The 25113-nt window shown below is 70.6% G+C and carries 18 protein-coding genes, 1 tRNA gene and 1 pseudogene; 8 read left to right on the top strand and 12 right to left on the bottom strand.

The window, feature by feature from the left end; genetic code table 11:
• Positions 1-69: 69 nt before the first annotated feature.
• Positions 70-1644, bottom strand: coding sequence for an MFS transporter (locus C6Y14_RS06455; RefSeq protein ID WP_107015524.1), 1575 nt, complete (start codon positions 1642-1644; stop codon positions 70-72).
• A 240-nt stretch (positions 1645-1884) separates the two neighbouring features.
• Between C6Y14_RS06455 and C6Y14_RS06450 the strand changes: the two genes are divergently transcribed.
• Positions 1885-2850 (top strand): helix-turn-helix transcriptional regulator, encoded by a 966-nt coding sequence (locus C6Y14_RS06450; protein WP_107015523.1) that lies wholly within the window; start codon positions 1885-1887, stop codon positions 2848-2850.
• Between the two features lie 630 nt (positions 2851-3480).
• Here C6Y14_RS06450 and C6Y14_RS06445 read toward each other — a convergent pair.
• Positions 3481-4479, bottom strand: a complete 999-nt coding sequence (locus C6Y14_RS06445) for a sigma-70 family RNA polymerase sigma factor (RefSeq protein WP_107015522.1) — start codon at positions 4477-4479, stop codon at positions 3481-3483.
• Positions 4480-4660: 181 nt separating this feature from the next.
• On the opposite strand from C6Y14_RS06445, the gene C6Y14_RS06440 reads away from it, so the two are divergent.
• Entirely contained in the window at positions 4661-5179 is a 519-nt protein-coding gene (locus C6Y14_RS06440) for a GNAT family N-acetyltransferase (protein WP_107015521.1), read from the top strand.
• A gap of 37 nt (positions 5180-5216) precedes the next feature.
• Here the strand turns inward: C6Y14_RS06440 and C6Y14_RS06435 are convergent, their stop codons facing one another.
• Positions 5217-6017: a dioxygenase family protein gene (locus tag C6Y14_RS06435; protein ID WP_199854645.1), complete on the bottom strand. Its 801-nt coding sequence runs from the start codon at positions 6015-6017 to the stop codon at positions 5217-5219.
• A 128-nt stretch (positions 6018-6145) separates the two neighbouring features.
• Between C6Y14_RS06435 and C6Y14_RS06430 the strand changes: the two genes are divergently transcribed.
• Complete coding sequence (locus tag C6Y14_RS06430; RefSeq protein ID WP_107015520.1) at positions 6146-6649, top strand: MarR family winged helix-turn-helix transcriptional regulator; 504 nt, start codon at positions 6146-6148, stop codon at positions 6647-6649.
• 628 nt (positions 6650-7277) lie between these two features.
• Here C6Y14_RS06430 and C6Y14_RS06425 read toward each other — a convergent pair.
• Both C6Y14_RS06425 and C6Y14_RS06420 read right to left on the bottom strand, forming a co-directional pair.
• Positions 7278-8816: an MFS transporter gene (locus tag C6Y14_RS06425; RefSeq protein WP_107015519.1), complete on the bottom strand. Its 1539-nt coding sequence runs from the start codon at positions 8814-8816 to the stop codon at positions 7278-7280.
• 301 nt (positions 8817-9117) lie between these two features.
• Positions 9118-9762, bottom strand: a complete 645-nt coding sequence (locus tag C6Y14_RS06420; protein ID WP_107015518.1) for a TetR/AcrR family transcriptional regulator — start codon at positions 9760-9762, stop codon at positions 9118-9120.
• Between the two features lie 312 nt (positions 9763-10074).
• Between C6Y14_RS06420 and C6Y14_RS06415 the strand changes: the two genes are divergently transcribed.
• Entirely contained in the window at positions 10075-11364 is a 1290-nt protein-coding gene (locus tag C6Y14_RS06415; protein WP_107015517.1) for a M6 family metalloprotease domain-containing protein, read from the top strand.
• Positions 11365-11595: 231 nt separating this feature from the next.
• Positions 11596-13263 (top strand): IclR family transcriptional regulator domain-containing protein, encoded by a 1668-nt coding sequence (locus tag C6Y14_RS06410; RefSeq protein ID WP_225890933.1) that lies wholly within the window; start codon positions 11596-11598, stop codon positions 13261-13263.
• Between the two features lie 212 nt (positions 13264-13475).
• Here the strand turns inward: C6Y14_RS06410 and C6Y14_RS06405 are convergent, their stop codons facing one another.
• The 3 genes from C6Y14_RS06405 to C6Y14_RS06395 all read right to left on the bottom strand — a co-directional run bounded on the left by C6Y14_RS06405 (position 13476) and on the right by C6Y14_RS06395 (position 16531).
• Positions 13476-14174 carry a ScbR family autoregulator-binding transcription factor gene (locus C6Y14_RS06405; protein WP_159074183.1) on the bottom strand — a complete coding sequence of 233 codons (699 nt, stop codon included), beginning with the start codon at positions 14172-14174 and terminating at the stop codon, positions 13476-13478.
• 70 nt (positions 14175-14244) lie between these two features.
• Positions 14245-15597: a cytochrome P450 family protein gene (locus tag C6Y14_RS06400; RefSeq protein ID WP_107015515.1), complete on the bottom strand. Its 1353-nt coding sequence runs from the start codon at positions 15595-15597 to the stop codon at positions 14245-14247.
• Between the two features lie 157 nt (positions 15598-15754).
• The gene (locus C6Y14_RS06395; protein ID WP_107015514.1) at positions 15755-16531 is read right to left on the bottom strand and encodes a ScbR family autoregulator-binding transcription factor; all 777 of its coding nucleotides are present in this window, start codon (positions 16529-16531) and stop codon (positions 15755-15757) included.
• Positions 16532-16842: 311 nt separating this feature from the next.
• Between C6Y14_RS06395 and C6Y14_RS06390 the strand changes: the two genes are divergently transcribed.
• Positions 16843-18720 carry an acyl-CoA dehydrogenase family protein gene (locus C6Y14_RS06390; RefSeq protein ID WP_107015513.1) on the top strand — a complete coding sequence of 626 codons (1878 nt, stop codon included), beginning with the start codon at positions 16843-16845 and terminating at the stop codon, positions 18718-18720.
• 582 nt (positions 18721-19302) lie between these two features.
• Here C6Y14_RS06390 and C6Y14_RS06385 read toward each other — a convergent pair.
• The 3 genes from C6Y14_RS06385 to C6Y14_RS06375 all read right to left on the bottom strand — a co-directional run bounded on the left by C6Y14_RS06385 (position 19303) and on the right by C6Y14_RS06375 (position 23164).
• Positions 19303-20631 carry an enolase C-terminal domain-like protein gene (locus C6Y14_RS06385; protein ID WP_107015512.1) on the bottom strand — a complete coding sequence of 443 codons (1329 nt, stop codon included), beginning with the start codon at positions 20629-20631 and terminating at the stop codon, positions 19303-19305.
• A 124-nt stretch (positions 20632-20755) separates the two neighbouring features.
• The gene (locus C6Y14_RS06380) at positions 20756-22093 is read right to left on the bottom strand and encodes a gluconate:H+ symporter (RefSeq protein ID WP_107015511.1); all 1338 of its coding nucleotides are present in this window, start codon (positions 22091-22093) and stop codon (positions 20756-20758) included.
• A gap of 60 nt (positions 22094-22153) precedes the next feature.
• A complete protein-coding gene (locus C6Y14_RS06375) occupies positions 22154-23164 on the bottom strand; it encodes a 5-dehydro-4-deoxyglucarate dehydratase (protein ID WP_107015510.1) in 1011 nt (336 codons plus the stop codon).
• Positions 23165-23356: 192 nt separating this feature from the next.
• On the opposite strand from C6Y14_RS06375, the gene C6Y14_RS06370 reads away from it, so the two are divergent.
• Positions 23357-24118, top strand: coding sequence for an IclR family transcriptional regulator (locus tag C6Y14_RS06370; RefSeq protein ID WP_225890960.1), 762 nt, complete (start codon positions 23357-23359; stop codon positions 24116-24118).
• A 291-nt stretch (positions 24119-24409) separates the two neighbouring features.
• Positions 24410-24485, top strand: a tRNA-Arg gene (locus C6Y14_RS06365).
• Between the two features lie 55 nt (positions 24486-24540).
• On the opposite strand, the pseudogene C6Y14_RS06360 reads toward C6Y14_RS06365, so the two are convergent.
• Positions 24541-24738: pseudogene (locus C6Y14_RS06360) on the bottom strand (tyrosine-type recombinase/integrase); the annotation flags it as partial.
• Positions 24739-25113 lie beyond the last annotated feature (375 nt).

The raw sequence follows: 25113 nt of genomic DNA, 5'->3' as shown, positions 1-25113 counted from the left end.
GCGTTTCGGGAAAGTAAACAGGTTCGGGCATCGATGTGGGCATGAACGGGCATACATGGGCGTCTGTGCTCAGCCGACGAGTTCGGGCTCCTGGTCGTCGGCGCGGGTGGGCGCACTCGGTGCCGCGGGCGCGTCCTCCGCCACCTCCGCTCCCTCCACGTGCTGGGCCGGGCGCTTCGGGAGGGCGAACATCAGCAGGAAGATGACCGTCATCACGGCGGCGACCCAGACCAGCGCGTGCTGGAAGGCGTCGACGAACGCGGGGCCGACCTCCGGCGGGGCCAGGCGGTCGGACATCGTGCCGAAGAAGACGACGGAGACCAGGGCGAGGCCGAGGGCATTGCCCATCTGCTGGACCGTGTTGATCAGGCCGGACGCCGAACCGGCGTGCTCCCGCGGCACCTCGGAGAGCACCGCGTCGGTGAGCGGGGCGACGATCAGGCCCATGCCGAGGCCCATCACGACCAGCGGGAGGGCCATCTGCCAGGAGGCGATGGACAGGCCGTACCGCTCGGACTCCCAGATGTAGAGCAGCACACCGGCGGCCATGGTGAGCGCGCCCGCCTGCAGCACCTTCCGGCCGAACCGCGGCACCAGCTTCTGTACCGACAGACCCGCCGCGAGCGACACCGCGATCGAGAACGGTACGCCCGTCAGGCCCGCCCGCAGCGGGCTCCAGCCGAGGCCGGTCTGCATGTAGAGCGTCCAGATCAGGAAGAAGATGCCGAGGCCGATCCCGAAGACGGTCTGGACGGCGATGCCCGCGGCGAAGCTCTTCACCTTGAACAGGGAGAGTTCGACGAGCGGCGAACCGTCACGCGCCGTCTTGCGCTTCTCGTACGCCACCAGCGCGCCGAAGACGACGAGGGAGCCGCCCATCGACACGTACCCCCAGGTCGGCCAGTCCAGCTCGCGGCCGCGGATCAGCGGGTAGAGCAGCATCAGCAGACCGAGGGTGACCAGGGCGACGCCGACGAGGTCGAGCTTCAGGGCGCGCGGAGCCTTGGACTCGGTGATGAACTTCTGACCCAGGATCAGGCCGGCGACGCCCACGGGGAGGTTGATGAGGAAGATCGGCCGCCACTCCAGGCCGAACAGGTTCCACTCCGTGAGCAGCGCGCCGAAGAGGGGGCCGGAGACCGCGCCCAGGCCCACGATCGCGCCGAACAGGCCGAAGACCTTGCCGCGTTCGTGCGCCGGGAAGGTGGCGTGCACGATCGACAGGACCTGCGGGACCATCAGCGCGGCCATCGCGCCCTGGAGGATCCGGGAGGCGACGAGCATGTCCGGGTTCACGGCGAAGCCGCAGAGCGCGGACGCGAGGGTGAAGCCGCCGATGCCGATGAGGAAGAGGCGCTTGCGGCCGTGGATGTCGCCCAGGCGTCCGCCGGTGATCAGGCCCGCGGCGAAGGCGAGCGCGTAGCCGGCGGTGATCCATTGGATCTGGCTGAACGTGGCGCCCGCGTCCCGCTGGATCGAGGGGATCGCGATGTTGACGATCGTCACGTCGACCAGGTCCATGAAGGCGGCCGTCATGACGATGGCCAGGGCGTACCAGCGGCGGCGGTCTGCGGTGGCCTTGACCGGCGTCGACGGGGTGGCCTCCCGGCCGGGGGGTGCGGGGGTACTGCTTGGCGAGGTCATGGTTGAAAGGTAGTGAGGATGTAGGTCAGGTCTTGTCCTAGTTGTGGGGCATGCTCGGGGTTGTTCGGTGGGGGTTCGTAGTGAGGGTGCGGGTGCGGGTGCGGGTGCGCTGTGGCTGGTCGCGCAGTTCCCCGCGCCCCTCGGAGGCGGGGCTGCGCCCCTTAGGAGCCAGAAAGATTGCGCCGTTCCCCGCGCCCCTGAGGGCCCGCACCCCTGAGTAGTTGACTAGAAGGAGGCCCCATGAGTACGGATACTCCGGCGCGGCTGTTGCAGTTGTTGTCGCTTCTTCAGACTCCTCGGGAGTGGCCGGGTGGGGAGCTGTCGGAGCGGCTCGGGGTGTCCCGGCGGACCGTGCGGCGGGATGTCGACCGGCTGCGGGAGCTGGGCTATCCGGTACAGGCGACCAAGGGCGCGGACGGCGGCTACCGGCTGGTCGCCGGGAAGGCCATGCCTCCGCTGGTGCTCGACGACGAGGAGGCGGTGGCGATCGCGGTGGGCCTGCGGGCGGGCGCGGGGCACGCAGTCGAGGGCGTCGACGAGGCGTCCGTACGGGCGCTGGCCAAGCTCGAACAGGTCCTGCCGAGCCGGCTGCGCCACCGCGTCTCCACCCTGCAGGCCGCCACCACTCCCCTGACGACGGGCGACGGCGCCAGCATCGCGCCCGAGACGCTGACCACGATGGCCTCGGCGATCGCGGGACGGGAGCAGCTGCGGTTCGCGTACCGCGCGGGGGACGGGGCGGAGAGCCGGCGCCGGACGGAGCCCTACCGGCTGGTGTCGACCGGCCGTCGCTGGTATCTCGTCGCGTACGACCTCGGCCGGGAGGACTGGCGTACGTTCCGGGTCGACCGGGTGTCGGAGCCCTTCGCGACCGGGGCCCGTTTCGCGCAGCGCGAGCTGCCCACGGGGGACGCGGCCGAGTATCTGCGGCAGTCGATGTACCGGCGGCAGGAGACGTACGAGTTCGACGTGACGTTCGTGGCGCCGGCTGACTTCGTCACGGCGCGGCTGCCCGCGTGGCTGGGTGCGCCCGAGCCGATCGACGACGGGCGGTGCCGGTTGCGTGCCTCGACGGGGGACGCGGTGGAGTGGATGGCCGTGCGGCTCGCGATGGTGGACTGCGAGTTCACCGTGCACGCCCCGGCGGAACTCGTCGCGTGCGTACGGGACTTGGGGGGACGGCTCAGCCGGGCCGTCGGGGGCTAGGTGGCCGCGCGGGTGGTGGCGGGCGCCTGTTCTCGCGAACGGTGCGTCGGTCGGCCTGGTTTGCCTCCGTGACACAATGTGCCGCCTGGGTCACCCCGGGGTTCAGGTTCGGGGTGGCCCAGTCGTCGTGTCCGCACGTTGCCCGACTTCGTGGATCGGCCGCTCGACCCCGCAGGACGACCGCATGGCCTCACACCCGCAGGACGGTCGTATGGCCCCGCAAGATGGAGTCGAGCCCCGGCGCCAGGGGGGGGAGGCGCCGGAGCTCGGCTCTGGAAGAGTCCCGGCACCGGGGGGAGTGCGTCGGGACTCGGCTATGGGGGTCCTGGAGTTTGTGCCCCGGGACCGATGTGTTGAAGCGGCTGTAAACGGACTTCTGTGCGAGCCGGTGAACGGCTCCGACCAGCCATGCGGCGGAGCATGGCCGACACGGATCTGCTCGTCCGTCCCGCGGTAGGCTCGCATGCCCCCGAATCAGGGACCCAATCCCCTCGACGAGGACGAGTTTTCCTCATCCCGGACCGAGCCCCGAACCGGGCTCCGGTCCGGGGCCTGAACCGCTGCCCGGACCGGGGCGCCGCCGGAGCTCGGAGGCGGTTCTACGCTGCGGTTCTACGCCGCCGCGTGGTTCTACGCCGCCGCGTCGAACCCCGTGGAACGGGCCAGCTTCTTCAGTTCCATCAGCGCGTGCTTCTCGATCTGGCGGATGCGCTCGCGGGTGAGGCCGTGCTCCTTGCCGACCTCGGTCAGCGTGCGCTCGCGGCCGTCGTCGATCCCGTACCGCATCTTGATGATCGAGGCGGTGCGCTGGTCGAGGCGGCCTATGAGGTCGTCCAGCTCCTCGCTGCGCAGCAGCGTCAGCACGGACTGCTCGGGCGACACGGCCGAGGTGTCCTCCAGCAGGTCTCCGAACTGGGTGTCGCCCTCGTCGTCCACCGCCATGTTCAGCGAGACCGGGTCGCGGGCCCAGTCCAGGACGTCGATGACGCGCTCCGGCTTGGAGTCCAGCTCCGCGGCTATCTCCGTGGGCTCCGGATCGCGGCCGTGCTCGCGGTTGAACTCGCGCTGCACACGGCGGATCCTGCCCAGCTCCTCCACCAGATGGACGGGGAGCCGGATGGTGCGGGACTGGTCGGCGATGGACCGGGTGATGGCCTGACGGATCCACCAGGTCGCGTACGTCGAGAACTTGAAGCCCTTGCGGTAGTCGAACTTCTCGACCGCGCGCACCAGGCCCGCGTTCCCCTCCTGGATCAGGTCCAGCAGCGGGAGGCCGCTGCGGGGGTAGCGGCGGGCCACCGCGACGACCAGGCGGAGATTCGACTTGATGAAGACCTCCTTGGCCCGCTCGGCCTCGGCGACCAGCGCTTCGAGCTCCTCGCGGGACGCCTTCACCTTGGTGTCGGTGGTCTCGCCGTCGAGAAGCTGCCGCGCGAAGACGCCGGCTTCGATGGTCTGGGACAGCTCGACCTCCTTGGCGGCGTCGAGCAGCGGTGTACGCGCTATCTCGTCGAGATACATGCCGACCAGGTCGCGGTCGGCGATCTCGCCGCCTACGACGCGAACACTGCGTGCCGCGTCGGTCTCGCCGGAGGCGGACTTACGACGGGCGACGGCACGGGTTGCCATGCGTGCTCCCTTGCGATGGTGGGCTTGCGGGTCCTGGTGGTGTCTTCGGTGGTGGCTCGGACACCCTCCCGAGTGCCCTGCTTCCGATGGAAACAACGACTGGAATCCGGACAGAATTCCCAACCCGGCCCTCGATTTTTCTGATCTTGCAGTACCCTGTGCCGCCATAAAAGGAGGCGCGGTGTCGTCGGAACGCACAGAGGTCCAGGTCAGGCCAGGAGTCGAAGCCGACCTCGGCGCCCTCACGGACATCTACAACCACTACGTCCGTGAGACGCCGGTCACCTTCGACACGGCGGTCTTCACCCCGGAGGAGCGACGTCCTTGGCTGCTCTCCCACCCTGAAGACGGCCCGCATCGGCTGATGGTTGCCGTGGACGCGGACTCACAGCGGATTCTGGGGTACGCCACATCGAGCGAGTTCCGGCCGAGGCCCGCGTACGCGACGTCCGTGGCGATGACGGTCTACGTCGCCCCCGGCGCGGGCGGGCGGGGCATCGGCACGCGGCTCTACACAGCCCTCTTCGACGCGCTCGCGGGTGAGGACCTCCACCGGGCGTACGCGGGGATCGCGCAGCCCAACGAGGCGTCCGTGCGGCTGCACGAGCGGTTCGGCTTCCGGTACCTCGGTACGTACCGGGAGGCGGGCCGGAAGTTCGGCCGGTACTGGGACGTGGCGCGGTACGAGAAAGACCTCTGAACGAGAAAGACCTCTGAGACCCGGCCGGCCCCCGCTGTCAGCCGAACTGGACCGAGCGTTTGGCCAGGCCCAGCCAGAAGCCGTCGATCACGGACCGCTGGGACGCCAGGTCGCCGACGGCGTCCGCCGCGCCCATGGTCACGAAGAGCGGGGCGAAGTGCTCCGTGCGCGGGTGGGCCAGCTGTCCGGCCGGGGACTTGTGGAGGAAGTCGAGGAGCCCGTCCACGTCCCCGGAGTCGAGCGCCTGGTGGCCCCAGGCGTCGAACTCGGCCGACCAGCCGGGGATGCCGCCCTGGCGGAGAGCGGCGAGGTTGTGGGTGAAGAAGCCGGAGCCGACGATCAGGACGCCCTCGTCGCGCAAGGGGGCCAGCTTGCGGCCGATCTCCATCAGGCGGACGGGGTCCAGCGTGGGCATGGAGACCTGCAGTACCGGAATGTCGGCCTCGGGGAACATCTCGACGAGCGGGACGTATGCGCCGTGGTCCAGGCCGCGGTCCGCGATGTCCTGCACCGGTGTGCCGGGGGCGCGCAGCAGCTTGCGGACGGACTCGGCGAGGGCGGGGGCGCCCGGGGCGTCGTACCGCACCTTGTAGTAGTGCTCGGGGAAGCCCCAGAAGTCGTAGACCAGCGGGACGGGCGCGGTGGCTCCGAGGGCGAGCGGGGCCTCCTCCCAGTGCGCCGAGACCATCAGGATCGCCTTGGGGCGCGGCAGGTCCGCGGACCAGGCGGCGAGCTGGCCGGGCCAGATGGGGTCGTCGGCGAGGGGCGGGGCGCCGTGCGAGAGATAGAGGGCGGGCATGCGCTCCACGGCGGGACGTTCCTCAGTGGCTGCGGACATGACTACGGCTCCCTCTCGTGCTGCTCGAAGCGATCGCCTGAAGCTGATGCTTGAAGTATCAAGCTTTCCTGGGCGGAGCCTACTCCCTACTTGTTTAAGATTCAAGAAGGGGCTCGTACAGTAGGTGTATGAACACGGCATCCGCTGACGAGCCGCGCTGGCTCAGTGACGAGGAACAGCGCACCTGGCGTGCGTTCATGCACGCGACCACGCTTCTTGAGGACCATCTCGACCGCCAGCTGCAGCGTGACGCGGGCATGCCGCACATCTACTACGGGCTGCTCGTGCAGCTGGTCGAGGCGCCGCGGCGGCGACTGCGGATGACCGAGCTGGCGATGAAGGCGAAGATCACGCGGTCTCGTCTCTCGCATGCGATCGCCCGGCTGGAGAAGAACGGGTGGGTGCGGCGGGAGGACTGTCCGTCCGACAAGCGGGGGCAGTTCGCCGTCCTGACGGACGAGGGGTACGCCGTTCTTGAACGGGTCGCTCCCGGACATGTGGCCGCGGTGCGGCAGGCGTTGTTCGACCGGCTCACGCCCGAGCAGCAGAAGGCGCTCGGGGAGGCGATGCAGGTCATCGCGGAGGGGCTTCAGCCGGAGGGGGCGGGGGCGGACCTGCCGTGGCTGCGGTAGCCGACTCCGCGGCTCGGCCCGCCTGAGCCCTGCCACGCCTTGCGGGCCGGTGGGGGCTGGTCGCGCAGTTCCCCGCGCCCCCTGCGGGGCGGGCCCTTGCGGGGCGGGGGTCGTTGCCCGGGTGCGGGCCGGTGGGGGTTGAGCGCGCAGTTCCCCGCGCCCCTTGCGGGCGGGGGTCGTTACCCGGGCGCGGGCCGGTGGGGGTTGAGCGCGCAGTTCCCCGCGCCCCTTGCGGGCGGGGGTCGTTGCCCGGGTGCGGGTGCGTGGGGGCTGAGCGCGCCGTTCCCCGCGCCCCTCAAAAGCGGGGCTACGCCCCTGCTTTTGCCCCTTGAGGGGCGCGGGGAACTGCGCGGCCAACCCCCACCGGCCCGCAGGTCCAAAACGGCCGCCGCCCCCACCCCGTAAGGGGCGCGGGGAACTGCGCGGCCAGCCCACGCCGACCCGCAGGTCCAAGACACCCGCCTCCCCCGCCCAGCCGCGGAGCGCAGCGCATGGATCTGCCCCGGCTCCGAGAATTACGGAGCCGGGGCAGATCGGGGTTCGTGCGTACGAAGGCGTCCCCACCCCTGCGTACGCACGAGGTCAGTGGGTGACCCAGTCGATCCCGGGCCCGCTCACCGCGCAGCGGCTAATGGGCGATGACCGGCACCTTCAGGTCGTCCTCGGCACCGTCGACGGACTCGGAGGCCGCGTTCATGTCGACACTGCCCGCGTTGACGAAGGTGAAGACGATCGCCGCGGCAGCGACGAGGATGCCGACCGCGAACCAGATCGCGTTCGTGTACCCGTGCACCTGCGCCTGCAGCTGCACGAGCTGCTGCTGCGACTGCGTGGTCGCGCCGCCAATGTGGTCCTTGACGTACGCGGTCGTGGCCGAGGCCGCGATCGTGTTCAGCAGGGCCGTACCGATCGCGCCACCCACCTGCTGGGAGGTGTTGACCATCGCGGAGGCGACACCGGAGTCACGCGGCTCGACACCCAGCGTGGCCAGCGACATGGCCGGCATGAACGCCGTACCCATACCGAGGCCGAGCAGGAGCATGCCGGGCAGGAGCACGCCGGTGTACGAGGAGCCGATCTCCAGCCGGGTCAGGAGCAGCATGCCGAGCGCCGCGACCAGGAAGCCGGGGCCCATCAGCAGCCGCGCCGGAAGGCGGTTCATCAGCCGGGCGCCGATCTGCGTGGAGCCCGTGATCATGCCCGCGATCATCGGCAGGAAGGCGAAGCCGGTCTTGACCGGCGTGTAGCCCTTCACGATCTGCAGGTAGTACGTCAGGAAGAGGAACAGACCGAACATCGCGATGATCGCGAGGCCGAGCGAGAGGTAGATACCGCCACGGTTGCGCTCGGTGATGACGCGCAGGGGCAGCAGCGGGGCCTTGACCTTGGACTCGACGACGACGAAGGCGGCCAGGAGCAGCGCCGACGCGATGAACAGGCCGATCGTGGTGGAGTCGCTCCAGCCCTCGGACTCGGCACGCGTGAAGCCGTAGACGAGGGAGACCAGACCGAGGGTGGACAGGACGACACCCGGGATGTCGAGCGGCGAGCGGTTGCGGCTGCCGACCGGCTCACGGATGACGAAGTACGCGCCGGCCGCGGCGATGATCGCGAACGGGATGTTGACGAAGAAGGTCCAGCGCCAGTTCAGGTACTCGGTGAGGAAACCGCCGAGGATCAGGCCGACGGCGCCACCGCCACCGGCGATCGCCCCGTAGATGCCGAACGCCTTGGCGCGTTCCTTGGAGTCGGTGAACATCACCGCGAGCAGCGAGAGCGCGGCGGGCGCGAGCAGCGCGCCGAAGGCACCCTGCAGGGCGCGGGAGCCGAGCAGCAGCGCCTCGTTGGTGGCGGCGCCACCGAGCGCGGACGCGCCGGCGAAGCCGATCAGACCGGCGACGAAGGTGCGCTTGCGGCCCCACAGGTCGGCTATGCGGCCGCCGAACAGGAGCAGTCCGCCGAAGGCCAGCGCGTAGGCCGTGATGACCCACTGCCGGTTGCCGTCGGAGATCCCGAGGTCCTGCTGGGCCGAGGGAAGGGCGATGTTCACGATGGTCGCGTCGAGCACGACCATGAGCTGGGCGAGCGCGATGAAAACCAGCGCTTTCCAGCGGTTGGAATCGGGAGCCGGCGCCTTGGCGGCGTTGGCCTGGACTGTTTCAGACATGGGAGTACCCACTTCAGGACTTCGTGGCGAAAAAAACGTGACGGAAGGGACGGCTCGTCACCGGTGACGTCTTCGTCGACTTCGTTGTCGACGCCCTCCTCGACGTCCTTGTCGATGACGACCGGTGGCTTGTGGTGTGAGTGGTGACTTTCGAAACGCGCGAATCTGATCGGTCAGCCGGGCAGTCGGTCCATGAGCCGGATGGCCCGCGAGCCTGTTGGTCAATGAGCCGGATGGGCAGTGAGCCTGCTGGCCCGTGAGCCTGTTGGTCAGTGAGCCGGTCAGGCGGTCGCTCGATCGGTCAGGCTCGTCGCAGGTCCTCCATGGTCGCGGCCGCACCGGGCAGTTCGGAGCGGGCGGGCGCCCGTAGCCCGTCCAGGAACAGCTGCAGGTGGCGGTGTACGAAGCGGTCCATGTTCGGGCACGCGGTACCGGGCAGTGGCCGGGTGAGCTGACTGATGGCGATCATGAGGTCCCCGACTGCGACGTCGGGACGCAGCTGGCCCGCGGTCCGGGCCCGCCCCATGAGTGTCTCGATCAGCTCCTCGACCCGTTCGCGCGAGGCGACCAGATCCGGGTGGTTCTCGTCGAAGGCTTCCGAGAGCATCGGGCACAGGGCGCCGATCCGCTCGTCGGCCGAGGCGTGCACGAAGCGCGAAAGTGCCTCGAAGGCGTCACCGGTCTCGGCGAGCATCTGCTCGACCTGTTCCGAGACGCGGTCCATGACCGAGCAGACGACCTCGCGCTGAAGGGCCGCCCGGTCCGGGAAGTTGCGGTACAGCGTGGCGTTGCCGATACCCGCCCGGCGGGCGATCTCGTCGAGCGGCACCTCGGCACCGAACTCGACGAACATCTCTCGTCCGGCGGCGACGATCCGCTCCCGGTTGCGCAGAGCATCGGCCCTCGGGCGGGGCACCTTGCGCTGGGCGACGGTTGCGGTCTCCACGGCGTACTCCTTCGAAGTCTTCTCGGTCGGTCCAGCCGGTCCAGTCGGTCTCGGCTGTTCGCGCCGCCCGTCCGATCCGGGGAACGTGTCCCCGGTTCGTGCGGACACAGGTCTAAACGGGGAAACGATCCCCGGTTATTTCCCGATCCCGAGAGATTTGATGTGACCTGGGTCACAGATCATCTCCAGGGGGTTTGCCGCCCGCCTCCCACGATCGGTCTCCTCCAGCGCGCGCCCCCGCATCCGGCGGCACAGGGTGATCGGACAGGGTGCAGCCAGAAACGGCCGGCTGCCTGGAGCGAAGGGCTTCGCATGCAGCCGACCAGCCGCCGGATACGCCCGCGCCGCCGCACCGCAGCCCTCGTCTCGGTCACCGCCCTCACCCTGGCGGTCAGCACCTCCGCCGGGACCGGACATCCGACGGCAGGGTCGACCTCGGCGGCGGGCCCCGTGGCACCGGCGGCCGGGACCTCCCCGCTCGGTCCCTGCATGATCAGCGGCTCGACGGGCGTGCAGATGTCGGAGGGCATCCCCACCCCTGCGGGTTACGCCCGCTCCACCGGCACCGTCCGCGCGCTGAACCTGATGGTCGACTTCTCGGACGCGCCCGGACAGGGCAAGGCGCTCGACCGCTTCGGTGAGTTCTTCCCGCAGACCACCGACTGGTTCCGCACCAGTTCGTACGGCCGTCTCGACTACCGACCGCAGGCCCCGATAGGCGACTGGCTGCGCATGCCCAAGCCCTTCAAGGAGTACGGGATAGAACGCGGCGCCCCCTTCGACCCCGGCTACCGCGAGCTGGTCCAGGACATCGTGAGCACCGCCGACCCGAAAGTGGACTTCCAGGACTACGACCTGCTGAACGTCCTGATCACCCCGAACGCCGGCCCCTCCGCCCTGGACACCGTCCTGTCCGTCACCTTCGCCGGCAACACCGAGGCGCCGGTCGCCGACGGGGTGCCCGTCGCCAACGCGTCCTTCGTCTACAGCCGCCAGGACGACGGGTCCGGCACGTACGCCGAGACCGGCTACCGCGTACTCCCCCACGAGAACGGCCATGTCTTCGGGCTGCCCGACCTCTACACCCAGGACGGCGGCGGCGCGGTCGGGCACTGGGACATCATGAGCGAGGACTGGGGCGCCGACAACGACCTGCTGGGCTGGCACAAGTGGAAACTCGGCTGGCTCGACGACTCCCAGGTCGGCTGCGCGGCCTCGCCCGGCACGACCGAGCACGTCCTGACCCCGCTGACCGGGCCCGGCGACGGCAGCAAACTGGTCTTCGTACCGGTCGACACGAAGACGGGGTACGCGGCCGAACTGCGCACGCAGGCCGGCAACGACGAGTCGGTCTGCAAGACGGGCGTACTCATCTACAAGGTGAACGCGGACATCGACACCGGGCACGGCCCGATCTCGGTGATCGACTCCACGAAGGACAGCGGCGGCTGCACCCGCAGCCCGAACGTCCACGCCGAACTCTCCGACGCCCCCTTCTCCCCCGGCCAGTACTTCAAGGACCTGGAATCCGGCATCCGCATCACAGTCGCGGGCAAGGACCCCAAGGGCAACCACCGCGTGTACGTGACCCGCACCCCGTAAGGGGCGCGGGGGTCGCAAGCGGCGCGGGGGTCTTGAGGGGCGCGGGGTCTTGAGGGGCGCGGGGAACAGCGCAATCTTTCGCCTTGAGGGGCGCGGGGAACGGCGCAATCTTTCGCCTTGAGGGGCGCGGGGAACGGCGCGACCAGCCCCCACCGGGCCCGCAGGTCACATACGGCCCGTCCCTCCCCCTCCCCATTCATTACCGTGGTCGGCACACCGTTATGGGGAGCCATGCCACCGACCCACCTCACCCCGCCCAAGCCCGACGCAGTCGAACCCACCGAGGCAGTGGCCCCGCTCATGCGCGGCCTCGCCGTCCTCCACCGCCTCACCGAGGCGAACGGCACGCAGAGCCTCAGCGGCCTGGAGAAGACCACCGGCCTCGCCAGATCCACCGTGGACCGCATCGCGGCGACCCTCGCCCGCATGGACTACCTGCGCCTGGACGGCCGCGACGCCGTCCTCACCCCCCGGCTGATGGAGCTGGGCAACGCCTACCTCGCCGCGCTCCGGCTCCCCCGGCTGCTGGACACCCGCGCCGACGACCTCGCGGACGAACTGGACGAGTCCGTCTCCCTCGCGGTCCCCGACCGGGACGGCATCCGCTTCATCCACCAGGCCACACGCCGGCGCGCGATGTCCCTGAGTTTCCGTATCGGCGACCTGCTCCCCGCCGAACGGACCGCGCCGGGCCCGCTGTTCGCCACCGAGTGGACGCTGGAGGACTGGGCGCGGTGGCGGGACAGACGGGCGGCGGACCCGCAGGACCGGAGCTTCCCGGCCGTACCCCCGCGCGAACGCCCGACCCGGGACGCGGAGTTCGAGGAGCGGACGCACCAGGCGGGCACCCGGGGCTGGGCCCTCGACGACCAGCTGATCGAACCGGGCCTGGTCGCCGTCTCGGTGCCCGTACGGGACCGGGACGGCCGCGTCGCCTGTGTGGTGAGCGTGGTGAGCCACACCAGCCGGCACAGCGCGGAGTCCCTGCGGGAGACCATGCTGCCGCGGCTGCGGGCGACCGTACGCGCCATGGAACGGGATCTGCGCGAGGCGCCCGTCCGGCCGCCCGCCGCGCCGGCCGGGCTCGCCGCCTGGACCGGCGCCTCGAAACAGGAACTGGGCCGGGAGTTCGTCGAGTCGCTGGCCCGCGGGCTGACCGTGATCACGGCGTTCGGCGAGGGGCGGGCCGAGCTGACGCTCACCGAAGTGGCGCAGGCGACGGGGCTCGCGCGGGCGACGGCACGGCGGGCGCTGATCACGTTGGAACACCTGGGCCATGTCACCGCTCACGGACGGCACTTCACCCTCACGCCCCGCGTCCTGTCACTGGGCTTCCCGCCCCTGTCCCGTACGACGCTGCCGCAGATCGCGGCGCCGCATCTCGCCGATCTCGCGGGGCGGCTGCACGACTCGGCGTCCCTCGCGGTCCTGGCGGGCGACGAGGTCCAGTACACGGCGCGGGTCGCCACCAGCCGCATCATGAGCGTCAACATCACGGTCGGCACACGACTGCCGGCGTACGCGACCTCGCTGGGGCGGGTGATGATGGCGGACCTCTCCCCCGCCGGGCGGGGGCCGTTCCTGACCGGCCGCCTGGACGCGCTGACCCCGCGCACGGTCACGGACCCGGAGGCCCTTGCGGCCGTCCTGGACCACGTGCGGTCGGCCGGGTACGCGCTGGTGGACGGGGAGTTGGAGGAGGGACTGCGGTCGATCGCCGCTCCCGTCCGGGACCGGACGGGGGTTGTCGTGGCCGCCGTGAACGTGGCCATGCACAGCTCCCGGCGGACGGTCGAGCGGTGTGTGGCCGAGGTGCTTCCTGAGCTGTCGGCGACGGCGGGTCTGATCGAAGCGGATCTGCGGGTTGCGGGGCGCTTCACCCGCGTCCCTGTCGCCTAGCCGACGGGGGGTGGGGGACGGGGTTGCGGGTGGGGTGGGGGACGGGGTTGCGGGTGGGGTGCGGGCCGGTGGGGGCCGGCCGCGCCGTTCCCCGCGCCCCTTACGGGCCGGGGGCCCGGAGTTGCGTGCGGGTGCGTGGGGGGCCGCGCCGTTCCCGCGGCCCTTTTAGGGGTGCGGGGAACTGCGCCGTCTCTGGTGGGCGGGGCGCGGGATCACGCGCTCTGGCGGGAGATCGGGCGGTGGAGCGGTGATGCCGCCTCCGGCGGTGCCGTGGCCTCGCGGCGGCGGCCCGAGGCGACCAGTTCCTTCAGGATCGGCTCCGTCGCCAGCCGCGGCAGCAGCAGCGCCCAGAAGCGGGTCAGCATCGACTGGGAGAGCCACTGCGCGTTGCGACTGCCCAGCGCCCCGAAGCCGACCGTCGCCGCGACCACCGCGTGCGCGGCGTCCTGCGGCGCCACGTCCCGCGCCAGCGCGCCCTCCCTCGCCGCCTGCGCCAGCAGACTCTCGACCCACGCCTGCCAGCGCCGTCGCAGATCCGCCCCGGGCGCCACCGGCACGGGACTCTCGCTCAGGTCGAACCCGGCCCGCAGGATCACATCGTGCCGCAGCCCCCGCAGCAGGGCGTGCGTCGTGTCGACCAGCACCTGCAGCGGGCCCCCGCTCCCGGCGGCCTGCCCGCGCGCCGCACCTTCGTGGGTGATCTGGCGCAGCCGCTGCGCCGCCGCCTCCCACACCGCCGCGGTCAGTGCCGCCTTGCTGGCGAAGTGGAAGTGCAGCGCGCCGTTGCTGACACCGGCCCTGGTGCTGATCGTGGACAAGGACACGACGTCGAAGCCGTCCTTGCTGAAGAGTTCGGCCGCCGACTCGATCAACGCGTTGCGCGTACGCACCGCTCGCTCCTGCTGGGCCATCAGAACGCTCCGTTGCTGCGAGGGCATGCCGGAAAGGCATAGTCACGATAACAAACCGCACGGGCGGTTTCTATAGCTCCTCCGGGTCCGGCGAGAGCAGCACCGGCAGCGAGCCGTAGCCGTTGACGATGAACGACTCCACGGGCTCGATCCCGTCCACCGCCACCGCGGGGGCCAGCCGGGGAAAGCGCTCGAACAGCGCGGCCACCGCCACACCCGCCTCGATCCGCGCGAGCGGGGCCCCCAGGCACCGGTGCACCCCGTGCCCGAAGGCCAGGTCCTCACGCCGGCCCGGCCGCAGCACATCGAAGACGGCGACATCGTCCCCGTACGCCTCGGGGTCGCTCGAAGCCGCGGCGAAGGAGACGAGGATGGGATCCCCCCGACGGATCGTCACCGCGCCCGCCTCGGTTGTCGCAACCGTGTCCACACCCGCGTCCGTGTCCGCACCCGCACCCGCACCCACGTCCGTGTCCGGCCCGGGGCCGGGCCCGAACCCGGGCCCGCCCTCCTCCAGCGTGATGTCGTCGACCGCGAACCGCATCGGCGAGTACGCCGCCGGGCTGTGCACCCGCAGCGTCTCGTCCACCACGTCCGCCCAGGTCGCCCGTCCTTCGCGTACGTGGGCCAGTTGGTCCGGGTGCGCGAGCAGCGCTCCGACGGCGTTGGTGATGAGGGTGCAGGTCGTCTCCTGGCCCGCGGCGATCATGAGGTAGAGGGTGCCGAGGAGTTCCTGCTCGCTGAGCCCGCCGTCCTGGTCGCGGGCCTCGATCAGCGCGGACGTCAGATCACCGCCGGGGCGCTCCCGCTTCTCGGCGACGACCCGCGCCAGCATGCCGAAGACCTCGACCTGCGCGGCGGCCATCTCCACGGCCGGCACCGCCGTGCCGAACACCAACTCCAGTGCGGTGCACAGGGGTTCGCGCGCTTCTTCCGCCACCCCGAACAGCTCGCAGATCACCCGCATCGGCAGCAGCTTGGCGAACTCGGCCCGTAGGTCGACGCGTTCACCGGCCGGGTGGGCGGCCAGCTCGTCCAGCAGCCCGGCCGTGAGTTCCTCGATCCGCGCCCGCAGCGCCTCGCTCCGGCGTGCGGTGAACGCGCCCGCCACCAGCCGTCGCAGCCGGGCGTGATGCTCTCCGTAGGCGAACAGCATGTTCTCGTTGGCGACCCACGGGTACAGCGGCCACTCGGCGTCTATCCGCCCGTCGACGAAGGCGGGCCAGTGCTGCCGGGCATCCTTGGACACCCGCGGATCGAGGAGGAGTTGCTTGACGTACTTCTGCCGTACGACCGCCCAGGCGGCCACCTTGCCCGGCAGTTCCACCGCGGCCACCGGCCCTCGCGAGCGCAGCTTCTCGGCCTCCGAGGCGAGGTCACGTCCCGTCACGTCCAACGCGTACGGGCAAGCGGGCATGTCCATCCGTGCACTCCGTTCGGTAGGTCGTTCACACGCCCCGCCGACACGGGGAGGCGTCTTACTGGGCGCCTGGCCGGGGCGTCGCATCGAGGGCCGCCGAGCGGAGGGCCGTCGACCGGAGGGCCGTCCCATTGAACGGCCGTCTCACTGAACGGCCGTCTCACTGAACGGCGGTCACGGCCTCCGCATCGATCACGGCTTCGGCGTCACTCACTGCTTCGGCATCACTCACGGATTCGGTCTCCGCCTCGGCCTTGGCCTCCGCCTCGGCCTCGGCCTCGCGCAGCCGCATGGCGTCCGCGTGGACGCGGGCGGCCCGTTCCGGCGAGAAGTCCAGCCGTACGAGGATCCCGGGCACCGCGATCGACGGCATCAGATGGCGGTAGAGGTCGGCCACCCGCTCCGCCAGGTCCGTGCGGCCCGTCATGATCCGCGACAGCACCTGGACGCCGGTGAAGGCGCCGACGAACAGCTTGGCCAGCGCGTCCACGTCGGCGTGCGGCAGCACCTCGCCCTTGGCCTTGGCCTCCCGGAAGAGGGCGTGGGTGTGTTCCTGCCAGGCCTGCATGGGCACCCGGCGGTTGAGACGGTCCTTGGGGGAACCCTGGTCCACGGTCAGCCGCACGCTGCCCTGGACGATCGGGTCACCGGTGTCCTGCTTGAGCAGATACGCGAGCAGCAGCGCCTCGTCCAGCGACTGCTGCAGTTTCAGTTCCTGTTCGGGGACGCGCGGCAGGGAGTCGACCTGTCCCGCGAGGACCGCCTGCGCCAGCTCCTCCTTGGAGGTGAAATGGAAGTAGAGGGCGCCCTTGGTCATGCCGGACTTCTTGAGGACGTCCGAGATGGTCGCCGCCTCGTATCCGACCTCGTCGAACACCTGGGCCGCCGCGACGAGAATCGCGCGTCGCGTCCGAATGGCTCGCTCTTGCCGCGCCACGGGGAACCTCCGTACCATCCCGCTCACCGGGAAAAAGAGACCAAGAGGTCTGTACCGTACGCCCACGACCTCGCGGCCCAGAATAAAACCAGCCGAACGGTTTCTCAAGGATTCCCCCGGCCCGAACTGGTGGCGCCGTACTGAGCTGCGATGATGGCGGCACATCGCCGTCGACGCGCCCCGGCACTCCCCCGCGCTCCCCGATCGAGCTCCCGCACCTCCCCCTGGCACCTTGAAAAGAAAACCGGTTGGTACGTATCTTTGTGGGGCAGTGGTCCGCATCCGACCAGTCCCACACCCTGGGGAGTTCGATGTCCGTGCCCGCACACACGAAGACCCACCCCGTCGCCGACGAACTGGCCCGGCTCCTCTTCGAGGGCGCCGACCGCGAGCGCGTCCACGGGCCCTGGCGCCGGCTCGTCCGCGGCAGGGAGTTCGCCTACCGGGCGGAACTGTCGCCGCAGGAGCGCACGGCACTCTCGTACGAGCGGCTGCGGCTGCTGAACGAGGCGGTGGGCGACCCGGTGGAGCTGGCAGGCGACCCGTACCGCCTCGCGGGTCTGCACGAGTGGACGGGTCCGGTGGACGGCGGGCTGACCACGCTCGCGAGCATCCACTACAACCTCTTCCTCGGCAGCGTCCTCGACCATGACGGCGGCCGTGAGAGAGACCTCTCCCGCTTTACGTCCCTGCAGAGCACAGGAACGTTTCTCTGCACGGAGTTGGAGCACGGCAACGACGTCGCGTCGATGGAGACGGTCGCCGTGTTCGACCGGGCGACGGGCGGCTTCCTGCTGACCACACCGACCGAGGGCGCGCAGAAGTTCATGCCCAACACCAGCCTGGCCGGCGGTCCCAAGACGGCCGTGGTCGCGGCCCGGCTGCTCGTCGACGGCGAGGACCGGGGCACGTTCCTCTTCCTGACCCCGCTCAGCGACGACAGCGGCCACCTCCCCGGCGTACGGGTCCGTCCGCTGCCCCAGCGCACCGGTACACCGGTGGACCACTGCCTCACCGCGTTCGACCGGGTGTGGCTGCCGCGCGAGGCCCTGCTGGAGGCCGGACACGGGCGGCTGTCCGCCGACGGGACGCTGGCCAGCAGCCTCGGCAACAGACGCAAGCGGCTGCTGCGCTCCATCAACCGCGTCACCATGGGCAAGCTGTGCATGAGCGCCGGCACGCTCGGCATGTCCCGCGCGGCCCTGACCATCGCGGTGCGTTACGCCCACAGCCGCCTCCTCTCCGGCCCCAGGGCGGGCGAGCGCATCCCGCTGGCCGCCCACCGCAGCCACCACGGCCGGCTGCTGTACTCCTTGGCGACGGCGTACGCGATGACGTTCCTGCACCGGTCGACGGTGCACCTTTTCGCCACGCACGCCGCGCACGCCGCGGAGGGGCGGACGGAGGAGCGGGCGGAGGTGGAGCGCGAAGTGGCCGTGGCCAAGGGGTGGATCACCTGGCAGGCGCGCGCGATCACCACCGAGTGCCGTGAACGCTGTGGCGCGCAGGGCCTGTTCCCCGCCAACGGGCTGGCCGACCTGCCCCTCAACATCGAGGGCGGCATCACCGCCGAGGGCGACAACCTGGTGATCTGGGTGAAGGCCGCGTCCGAGATGGTCTTCGGTCATCAGGTGGCGCGGACCGACAACGACACCTCTGCCGCCCCCGCCACCCCCGCCGAGCGGGAGATCACCGAACTCCCCTTCCTGCGCTCCCTGCTGGCCGATGTCGAACGCATCTGGCAGGACCGGGCGCGGGCCGCCCTGCGCGAGGGGCCCTCCGGGGACCCGGTCGGCCGCTGGAACGTGACCTCCGACGCGGCGCTGGAGATGGTCTCCGCGCACGCACGGCTCCGTGCGGCGGACGCGTTCCTCGCAGCGATCGCCCGGACCGCGGACGCGTCGCGGGCGGGGCATCTGATGCGGAACCTGTGCCGGCTGTTCCTGCTGCGGGAGATCGGGCCGCACACGGGTGATCTGCTGGCCGAGGGCCGCGTCACGGCCGACCACGTACGGGGTCTGCCGAAGGCCGTCGACACGGTCGTGGGGGATCTGGCGCCGCATCTGATGACCCTGGTCGACGCGTTCGACCTCCCGGCGGAGGTGCTGTCGAACATCCCGATCGCCAGCGGGGGGTATGTCGGCGGGGCCGACGTGTGTGACGGGTTGGTGGGGGTGGGGGGCCGGTGACCCCCGACCCGGCAACCGGGACGCCCCGTCCACCCGGCCCCGACGACGGCTGACCGCGCCGTTCCTCGCGCCCCCCCAAAGCCCGATGCTCGACTGCGGGCACGTCGTGGCTGGCCGCGCAGTTCCCCGCGCCCCTGAAAGGCCGTTGTTCAGCTGCGGGTGCGTCGTGGCTGACCGCGCAGTTCCTCGCGCCCCTGAAAGGCGGCCGCTCGACTGCGGGTGCGTCGTGGCTGAGCGCGCCGTTCCCCGCGCCCCTTAGGGGCCGCTGCTCGACTGCGGGCGCGTAGTCCCCCCGCGGCCCTCAAGGGCAAAGCTGGGGCGCAGCCCCGCTTTTGAGGGGCGCGGGGAACGGCGCGGCCAGCCACAACGCACCCGCACGTACAAACCCACGTCAGCCCCACCCCCTCAGGGGCGCGGGGAACGGCGCGCTCAGCCACGACGCACCCGCACGTACAAACCCATGCGAGCCCCACCCACCCCCAGGGGCGCGGGGAACGGCGCGATCAGCCACGACGGGTCCGCGGTGGGACAGCAGACCCGGGGCCCGCCCCATGAAGGGAACGGCCCCAACCGGACCGCGTGCTAACGGACCAGGCACGGCCGTCCCGCGTCGAACCGCCAGTCCGGGACCAGATACCGCATCCCGACGGCATCGTCCCGCGCCCCCAACGCCTTCTTCAGGTACAGCTCATGCGCCGCGAGCAGGCGGTCCATGTCCAGCTGGACGCCCAGCCCGGGGGCGTCCGGCACGGCGATCTCCCCGTCCACGATCCGGGGCGGGCTGACGGTGAGCCGTTCCAGCCCTTCCTGCCAGATCCAGTGCGTGTCCAGCGCGTTGTACTCCCCCGGCGCCGCCGCCCCGCAGTGGGTCACCATCGCGAGCGAGATGTCGAAGTGGTTGTTGGAGTGGCATCCCCAGGTCAGCCCCATCGCGTTGCACAGCTGAGCCACCCGTACGGACCCCTGCATGGTCCAGAAGTGCGGGTCGGCCAGCGGAATGGACACGGACTGGAGCGCCAGGGCGTGCGTCATCTGCCGCCAGTCGGTGGCGATCATGTTGGTGGCGGTCGGCAGGCCGGTCGCCCGCCGGAACTCCGCGAGGATCTCCCGTCCGGAGTATCCGCCCTCCGCCCCGCACGGGTCCTCGGCGTAGGCGAGCGTGCCGACCAGCGGCTTGCACAGTTCGACGGCTTCGCTCAGCGACCACGCCCCGTTCGGGTCGAGGGTGACACGCGCCCCGGGGAAGCGGTCCTTGAGCGCCCGTACGGCCTCGACCTCCTCCGCACCGGCCAGTACCCCGCCCTTGAGTTTGAAGTCCCGGAAGCCGTACAGGTCGTACGCCGTCTCGGCCTGTCGCACGATCGCCTCCGGCGTGAGCGCCTCCTCGTGCCGGACGCGGTACCAGTCGACGTCCGAGTCGGGCTCCCGTACGTATTCCAGGTCGGTCCGGTCGGGGTCACCGACGTAGAAGAGGTAGCCCAGGACCCGTACGGACGAGCGCTGTTGGCCGTCGCCGAGGAGCGCCGCGACGGGTACGTCCAGGTGCTGGCCCAGCAGGTCGAGCAGTCCCGACTCGACGGCCGTCACGGCGTGCACGGTGGTGCGCAGGTCGAAGGTCTGGGCTCCCCGGCCGCCCGAGTCGCGGTCGGCGAAGCGGTCCCCGATCGTCCGCAGGACGCGCTTGTAGTCGCCGACCTTCGCGCCGACGACCAGGGATTCGGCGTCCCGCAGGGTCCGGGTGATCTGCTCGCCACCGGGCACCTCCCCCAGTCCCGTACGGCCCTCGGAGTCCTTGAGGACCACGATGTTGCGGGTGAAGTAGGGGCCGTGCGCGCCGGAGAGGTTCAGCTCCATGCTGTCGCGGCCGGCGACGGGGTAGACGGCGAACTCGGTGACGGTCGGCTGACTCATGCGTGTCCGGGACCTTTCGGAGTGGGAGGGGAACGGAGGGACGGGGACGGGGTCTCCCGGAGTGGTTCGGAGGCTGACTCAGAGGCTGACTCCGGAGCGGCTCCGGAGCGGCTCGGGGGCCGGCTCAGAGGCTGAGGACGTCCAGGGTCCATTCCATCGCGAGGACCCCGCCCAGGCCGAGGACGGCGAGGACCGTCGTATAGGTGGTACGCACCTTGATCGCTTCGATGACCGAGAGGTTGAAGTACTCCTTGAAGAGCCAGAAACCCGGGTCGTTGACGTGGGAGAAGGCGATCGAGCCGCAGGACACGGCGAGCACCATGATCTCGGGGTGGATCCCGCTGCCCGCGAGGAGCGGCAGCACCACCCCGGAGGCGGTGACGACGGCGACGGTCGCCGAGCCGAGCGCGACGCGCAGGATGACCGCGATGAGCCACGCCAGGATGATCGGCGAGACGGACCAGGTGTCGGTGGCGTCCTTGATGTAGTCGGAGATGCCGCCTTCGACGAGGACGTTCTTGAACGCGCCGCCCGCGCCGATGACGAGGAGGATCATCGCCATGGACTGGGCGGCGGACGTACAGGACGTGTTGACGTCCGCGAGGCTGCGGCCGATGCGCGGTCCGAACGCCCAGATCGCCAGGAGCAGGGTCAGCATGAGCGCGATCGGCGCCGAACCGATGAAGGCGACGAAGTGCAGGACGGGTCCGTCCCCCGAGACCGTCATGTCGACGACGGCGGCGCCCGCGATGAGCACGACGGGGAAGAGCGCGACGGACAGCGACCAGCCGAGGCCCGGCATCTCGCCGTCCTCGAACTCGCGGTCGCTGACCAGGCCCTTGGGGATGGCCGGGTCCATGGCCCTGATGAACGGCAGCCGCGGCCACAGCAGCGCGATGAACGCGCCCACCGGCACGGCGATGAACAGGCCGTAGAACAGGGTGTGTCCGACGGAGGCGTGGAAGGTCGCGGCCACGGCGGTGGGGCCGGGGTGCGGCGGCAGGAAGCTGTGCATCGTGGACAGGGCGATCGACATCGGCAGGCCGACCCACAGCAGCTTCGCCCCGGTGACCCTGACCAGTGTGAACGCGATCGGCACGATGATGATGAACGCGACCTCGTAGAACATGGTCACGCCGATGAGCATGGACGTGACCACCATGGCGACCTGGACCCAGCGCGGCCCGAACGCGTCCAGCAGCCGGCCGGCTATCCGCTGGGCGGCGCCGGAGTCCCCCATCACCCGGCCGACCATGGCGCCGAGCCCGATGGTGAGCATCGTGTCGCCGATCTGGCCCCCGATGCCCTCCGAGAGGACGTCCGGGATGTCGGCCACCGGGATGCCCTGGACCAGGGCGACGCCCACCGCCACGAGCAGGAGCGCGGCGAAGCCGTTGAGTTTCATCCGGGTCATCAGGAACAGCAGCACCAGGACGCTGATCCCGACTACGAGCAGAGGCATGCAGTTCCCCTTTGAACTGGCCGTGTGTCAAGCGGTGGATCGGGCGGAACGTCGGGCGGATCAGTCGGTGGTGCGGTGGCGGGGCGCTCCGACGAGGGCGAGGCCGGTGTCGAGGATCGCCTCCAGTTCGGCGAGGTCGGCGGCCCCGGGATCGGTCAGCGGAGCCCGTACGGGTCCGACCGGCAGGCCCCTCAACCGGGCGGCGGCCTTGACGAGGGACACGGCGTACCCCGGCACGCGGTCGCGCAGCTCGACGAGCGGGACGTAGAAGTCGCGCAGGAGCTTGGTGAGCGTGGCCTCGTCGTTCCCGCGCAGGGCGGTGAAGAAGGCGCTCGCGATCTCGGGGGCGAAGGCGTGGACGGCCGAGGAGTAGGCGGGGACGCCCACGGTGGCGTACGCGCGGGCCTGGATCTCCGCGGTGGAGGCACCGTTGAAGAAGAGGAAGTTGTCAGGGGCGGCGAGCGTCAGCCGCTGCAGCCGGTCGAGGTCGCTGTGCCCGTCCTTGAGACCGATGACGGTGGGAATCTTCGCGATGCGCCGCAGACCGTCCGCGGTGAAGGCGACCTGCCCGCGCTGGTACGCGATCAGCGGCAGCCGGGTGCCGTCGGCGATCCGGCGCAGCTGCCCGACCAGGCCGTCCTGCGGGGCGCCGACCAGGTAGTGGGGCATCACGAGCAGGGCGTCGGCGCCGGCCTCCTCGGCGATCCGGGCGAAGCGCAGGGCCTGCGCCCAGCCGTAGCCGATGCCGGCGACCACCGGCAGGCGGCCGTCGGCGATCTCGACCGTGGCCTCGACGACGGCCCGGTACTCGTCCTCGTCGAGGGAGAAGAACTCACCGGTCCCGCAGGCGGGGAAGACGGCGCCGGGGGCGGCGGCGTCGCGCCCGGGGGCCAACTGGCCGGTCAGGTAGGCGCGATACCCGTCAAGGTCGAGCCCGCCACCATTGCAGTTGCGCTCCCCTCCCTCCCCTCCCTCGTCGCGGAAGCTGGTGAGAGGAAAGGACAGCACCCCGTCCGCCATACCGTCACGCAGCCGCTGGACCACGGCCTCGATCTCCGCGCTGTACCGCATTCCTGATCTCTCATCTCTATATGCAGATGACGTACACGTATGAGAACGGAGGTTAGGTCGGTGAACCGGACACGGTCAATGGGTGCGGCAGCGCGGATTTACGATGAGGCCATGCCGGAGAGCAGCGGGGGCCGTGAGGCACGGGGAGCTCAGGAACCACAGGGCGCGCGCGGCGTACGGGGCGTACGCGGCGTGAAGTCGGCGAGCCGGACGGTCGCGCTGCTCGAACTGCTCGCCGCACGCGGTGACCGCCCCGCCCGCCTCGACGAACTGGCCGAGGAGCTGGACGTACCGCGCAGCAGCATGTACCAGCTGCTCCAGACCCTCATCGACTGCGGCTGGGTGCGCTCCGACACGACGGGGTCCCTCTACGGCATCGGCATCCGCGCCCTGTTCACGGGCACGAGCTACCTCGACAGCGACCCGCACGTGCGCCTGGTACGCCCCTACCTCGACCAGGCCTCGGACGCGCTCGGCGAGACGATCCACCTGGCCCGGCTCGACGGCCCGGACGTCGTCTACCTCGCGACCCGCGAATCGCACGAGTACCTGCGGACCATCAGCAGGGTCGGCCGCCGGATCCCGGCCCACGCGGGCGCGCTCGGCAAGGCCCTCCTCGCCGAACGCCCCGACACCGAACTCCCGCTCCCGGACGGCCCGCTGCCCGCCCTCACCGAGAACACCCACACCTCTCCGGCCGACCTGCTCACCGACCTCGCGCGGGTACGGACCCGCGGATACTCCGTCGACCGCGAGGAGACGGTGACCGGCATCGCGGGCTTCGGCTTCGCCCTGCGGTACGACTCCCCGGCCACGGACGCCATCAGCTGCTCGGTCCCGGTGACCCGCCTCAACGAGGCCCACGAGGCCAAGGTGATCGCGGTCATGAGGGAGACGCGCACGAAGATCGAGGGCGCGTTCCCTTCGGCTTCGGGGGCGCCGGACTGGCGGTGACTGAGATGCCCCGCTCCACGGCCTGCTCCCAGCGGGACTCGTCACAGGACGGACCTACCCGGGACACCGGCCCACCACCGACCTACCGCCCCGACGGGTCACGGAGTCAGCAGACCCTCGGCACGGTCCGATCCGGTACCCTGTGGTGCGAGCGTCCCTGGCAGGCGCTGCGGCACGTGGCGCGGTCCCCGCACCTCATCACCGCGGCAACGACCAGACCGCTCAGGGCTTGACCGCGAGACCTGGCCACGACTCGTCAAAGAGTCCCAGGCAAGGCCTCACACAAGCCCCGCCTTCGTAGCTCAGGGGATAGAGCACCGCTCTCCTAAAGCGGGTGTCGCAGGTTCGAATCCTGCCGGGGGCACCAGACAAAGGGCCCCGGACCGATCATGGTCCGGGGCCTTTGACATCCACTTCTGACATCAACGAGGACGGTCACCCGCAACCGGCCGCCGCTTGAGCAGCCGATCCATGTGGCTGATGGCCTCGCGCTGGGTGTCCTGCACGACGTGCGTGTAGACGTCCATGGTGATGCTGATCTGTGAGTGCCCCAGGATCTCCATCACGACGCGGGGCGCGACTCCGCCCGCGGTGAGGTGAGTCGCCGTGCCAAGGCGGCTCGTTCCGCTCCCCGCGCGCGGCACGGCCCCCGGCCGTGCCTGCGCTCCTGTCTCCGGCGGGGGATCAGCCGGCACCGGGATAGAAGGGGCGCCGTTCCCGACCTCGGGTCCGTACTGGCACGCATGGTGCCCCCATCCCGTACGCCGTCGACCCAGGCAGGGCCGAGCAGACGCGGCCCATGGCGTACGAGATGGGAGTTGGGGTGAGTGGTGAGCGAAGGAGGTAGGTCTGCAGACCGCCCGACGCGCGGAATCTCACGGGTCCACGGCCATCGCTCCAAGCCGTTAAACCAACCGGTGTCAGTGACTGTCGGTAGCCTGCAAGGTTCGCAGCTATCCCCACATCTAGTGGTTGGATGACCTGACGCACCCACA

It is taken from the genome of Streptomyces dioscori, assembly GCF_003024195.1.
Classification (GTDB): Bacteria; Actinomycetota; Actinomycetes; order Streptomycetales; family Streptomycetaceae; genus Streptomyces; species Streptomyces dioscori.
Note: the sequence above shows the minus strand (reverse complement) of the source record. Positions and strands in the feature narration are given on the sequence as shown.

Bases quoted from the DNA above. Each gene is read 5' to 3' on its own strand.
- C6Y14_RS06400 (WP_107015515.1), bottom strand. From the start codon at position 15,597: ATGGACATGCCCGCTTGCCCGTACGCGTTGGACGTGACGGGACGTGAC.
- C6Y14_RS06390 (WP_107015513.1), top strand. From the start codon at position 16,843: ATGTCCGTGCCCGCACACACGAAGACCCACCCCGTCGCCGACGAACTG.
- C6Y14_RS06450 (WP_107015523.1), top strand. From the start codon at position 1,885: ATGAGTACGGATACTCCGGCGCGGCTGTTGCAGTTGTTGTCGCTTCTT.
- C6Y14_RS06385 (WP_107015512.1), bottom strand. From the start codon at position 20,631: ATGAGTCAGCCGACCGTCACCGAGTTCGCCGTCTACCCCGTCGCCGGC.
- C6Y14_RS06375 (WP_107015510.1), bottom strand. From the start codon at position 23,164: ATGCGGTACAGCGCGGAGATCGAGGCCGTGGTCCAGCGGCTGCGTGAC.
- C6Y14_RS06410 (WP_225890933.1), top strand. From the start codon at position 11,596: ATGCCACCGACCCACCTCACCCCGCCCAAGCCCGACGCAGTCGAACCC.
- C6Y14_RS06405 (WP_159074183.1), bottom strand. From the start codon at position 14,174: ATGGCCCAGCAGGAGCGAGCGGTGCGTACGCGCAACGCGTTGATCGAG.
- C6Y14_RS06415 (WP_107015517.1), top strand. From the start codon at position 10,075: ATGCAGCCGACCAGCCGCCGGATACGCCCGCGCCGCCGCACCGCAGCC.
- C6Y14_RS06380 (WP_107015511.1), bottom strand. From the start codon at position 22,093: ATGCCTCTGCTCGTAGTCGGGATCAGCGTCCTGGTGCTGCTGTTCCTG.
- C6Y14_RS06435 (WP_199854645.1), bottom strand. From the start codon at position 6,017: ATGTCCGCAGCCACTGAGGAACGTCCCGCCGTGGAGCGCATGCCCGCC.
- C6Y14_RS06445 (WP_107015522.1), bottom strand. From the start codon at position 4,479: ATGGCAACCCGTGCCGTCGCCCGTCGTAAGTCCGCCTCCGGCGAGACC.
- C6Y14_RS06455 (WP_107015524.1), bottom strand. From the start codon at position 1,644: ATGACCTCGCCAAGCAGTACCCCCGCACCCCCCGGCCGGGAGGCCACC.
- C6Y14_RS06425 (WP_107015519.1), bottom strand. From the start codon at position 8,816: ATGTCTGAAACAGTCCAGGCCAACGCCGCCAAGGCGCCGGCTCCCGAT.
- C6Y14_RS06430 (WP_107015520.1), top strand. From the start codon at position 6,146: ATGAACACGGCATCCGCTGACGAGCCGCGCTGGCTCAGTGACGAGGAA.